Origin of the sequence: Acetobacter fallax (assembly GCF_011516735.1) — a bacterium.
Taxonomy (GTDB): domain Bacteria; phylum Pseudomonadota; class Alphaproteobacteria; order Acetobacterales; family Acetobacteraceae; genus Acetobacter; species Acetobacter fallax.
In genome coordinates this window covers 1-1,819 of sequence record NZ_WOSX01000111.1, presented here as the reverse complement: position 1 = coordinate 1,819, position 1,819 = coordinate 1, and the positions used below count along the sequence as shown (strand labels likewise).

The window sequence follows — 1,819 nt, the reverse complement described above, 5'->3', positions numbered from 1 at the left end:
ACTTGAACTCTGCCGCATACCGTTTCCGCGTAACCTTGCCCATAAAACCCGTCCTCGTTCAGGCCAGATGATAGCTTATCGCCCTGTCCGAAAAATGGGGACCACCTCTGTCAGCACGACTCAGCCCGATGGAAATATTCAGTGGATATCGGCCAATGCGCTTCTGATCCTTGGATACCCTATTCTTATAACCTCATCTGATCATATAGAGCTAAATCGCAGTGTGATCGGTATAGCGATTGATCCAATTCAGTATAATAGCTCTACCGGAGCAATAATGACACCTCTTACACTACAATTTTTGAGGTATGAAAACTAGTATTCAATTGAATGAATAGTGTATCAGGTTTTCGTCTGTATTCGCTAATGGAAAACGAGAGCTTCGCTACTAGGTTCAGCGCTAAGAGTACCAAGGATTTGGATTGAACGATGGAACAATCAGCAGGAGTAGGACACTGCCCTTTCACGACGGTAGCGTATCGCCTTCATAGGGCGGGGGTGCAGGCGAGCACTGTATTCGGAACGCGGGGGCTGGATACGCATGCAGCCGGCGTCGAGTTCATCGCTGAGAACGGGGGCGGTGCTGGGGTACGGTTGAGGAAGGAAAACGTATGACGAATACGAATTACGCATGGCCAAATTCAGAGGGTCTCGGTGAACCTCTGAACCCCACGCAGACCGGACCCCACGCACTGATTGATAAAAATGGCCAAGCGGTATGGGCGTGGTGGACAGCTCTGCAAGTCGGAAGCTTTTGGATGCTGGCGGGCCATAGCGACCTTCAGACTGGCCCCGATGGAATCGTTCTTCACGGGTTCGGTTATCTTGGTCCAGCCGCTCTGCCCCGCTAAGACACCGCCTGCTTGGGACGGCAGAGCACCACCTTCAAGGGGGGCACGGGCTGGTCAAAAGCTCCCCCCTTAAGCGGGGCTGGGATGCGATTGAAGAACAGAGTTACAATGCAAATTTGCTGCTAAAATGCAACATTAGTCCGTGATGGCGGCGACAAAGCGCCAGAAATTATAGAAGGTAATTATGACTGTCGTTTCGATTCCTACAGAGCAATCAGCATTTAATCTTCTTCGAGATATTCTAAATAACACAATAGATGCAAGAAATATTGACATAGATTTCGCAAGTGCGACTTGGGCTAAGTTCCGTTTAAGAATTACCGGAGAGCGTTACCATTCGACTTTAAACGCAGATTTGATGCGCGCTTTGGTTGAGTATCAAACAACCTTGTACCGTGTTGCAGCATTTGCTAGAAACGGGAAAATGAGAGGGTCTGCGTTAGATGAAAATGCAAGGGAAAACCTCAAATTAAACTTTCAAATCGCTGATGGAAGTTCCGACATATGGGCAGAGGCAACCAAAGCTATAACTGAATTTGCGGGAAAGGTGACTGACGGGATGGGGCCGAAAGCGAAGCTCACCATTGCACTTGTTGCCATTCTCTCCATTTTTGGCGGCACACCTGTGCATCAATGGGTGACGCAACATTATGAAATTCAGAAAGAACAAATTAAATCGGAGGACCATCAGCATGATTTACAACTGTTAGACCACGCTGTATCAGCCCTATCGGAAGCAAATAAAGCTTCCATCGCAGAAAATGAAAAAATAATGAAATTGGCGTCTGACAGTCTAAAAGAGGCTGCAGACATCAGGCGTGAGACGCAAAATGCGACCGACCTGATAATTAAACAAACTAGAGCACAATCCGATCTAATAGGTTCATTTTAAGGATTCCCATACTGGTCGAAATCTGATTCATACTATGTGCCGGTATGGAGGCCGGCCCGTATGACCCGAGCCCTGT

General features: G+C 47.9%; 2 protein-coding genes. Both read left to right on the top strand.

The genetic code is table 11. From position 1 onward, the window contains the following. Positions 1-319 (top strand): hypothetical protein (locus GOB85_RS19110; RefSeq protein ID WP_206752316.1); only part of this gene is annotated, 319 nt, incomplete at its 5' end. A 716-nt stretch (positions 320-1,035) separates the two neighbouring features. Beyond that, positions 1,036-1,743, top strand: coding sequence for a hypothetical protein (locus tag GOB85_RS18660; RefSeq protein WP_173578856.1), 708 nt, complete (start codon positions 1,036-1,038; stop codon positions 1,741-1,743). Positions 1,744-1,819 lie beyond the last annotated feature (76 nt).

Bases quoted from the DNA above. Each gene is read 5' to 3' on its own strand.
- GOB85_RS18660 (WP_173578856.1), top strand. From the start codon at position 1,036: ATGACTGTCGTTTCGATTCCTACAGAGCAATCAGCATTTAATCTTCTT.